The sequence below is a fragment of the Halobacillus sp. BBL2006 genome (assembly GCF_000786645.1).
Classification (GTDB): Bacteria; Bacillota; Bacilli; order Bacillales; family Halobacillaceae; genus Halobacillus.
This window is the reverse complement of the sequence record NZ_JRNX01000920.1, coordinates 1-879: the sequence shown is the minus strand read 5'-3', so window position 1 is coordinate 879 and position 879 is coordinate 1. Positions and strand designations below refer to the sequence as shown.

Annotated in this window: 1 protein-coding gene; it reads left to right on the top strand. The window is 41.6% G+C overall.

Annotated elements, in window-relative coordinates:
• Positions 1 to 297: 297 nt before the first annotated feature.
• On the top strand, positions 298 to 723 hold the full coding sequence (locus tag LD39_RS21095; protein ID WP_035553531.1) for an excalibur calcium-binding domain-containing protein: 426 nt from the start codon (positions 298 to 300) through the stop codon (positions 721 to 723).
• Positions 724 to 879 lie beyond the last annotated feature (156 nt).

Below are 879 nucleotides of genomic sequence, written 5' to 3'. Positions count from 1 at the left end.
TGTATCTGCCACAGACGGTGCCAGAAATTTTTCAGTGCCGATGATGTTGTTTGCATGTACCTCTCCTCCTTGTTTTATTGTCGAATAACTATGAATATTTGAATATATGAACAAATTTTACCATAGATGGGATGGAAGATGTAGGAAGGCGATCGACCTAGGAATTTTCATGCACTCTTTTCCAAAAAAAGGGTTAGAAACGTTTAACAAGTCTATGGAACGGTTACTGTTACCTCTGAAATGAAAATATTACCAAAGGGGATGATAGAATTATAAAATTTAAGAGGAGGAAGTTGAATGAAGAAATTTGTAGCGGCTCTGTTTTCTTTAGGGTTGATTTTTAGCAGCGCGGGTATGGTAAGCGCAGACGAAAGTAACGACAAGGATTGTTCTGATTTCGATTCGACCGAAGCTGCCGAGCAATATTGGGCAGACAATGGCTATGATGAAAACAATGACCCTGACGGTTTGGATCGTGATAAAGATGGTACACCGTGTGAAAGCTTATCCGGAGGTAGTGACGACGCCACGAGCGATGACAGCTCCTCAGATGATTCTATGGATAGTGAGGAATCCTCTGAAGAATCCATGAGTGAAGAAAACATGGAAGAAGGCGGAGAAATGCCGGATACCTCTGCACCATATGCTACATATGCGTTGTTGGGTGCTGGATTGATGGCGATTGGCGGCTCAGTTTTGGTATTCCGTAAACAGCATCACTAATAGTTTTTGATCATCATCCCCACTCGGGCGGGCGGATCGCCTGCCCTCTTTTGTTAGTTTGAGTTATTATTCCTTACTTGATGAAAGTTCCCGGTGTTTTAATAACGATGCCATTACTAAAGACGCTTACCGAATAATTTTAGTGATTCTTTATAT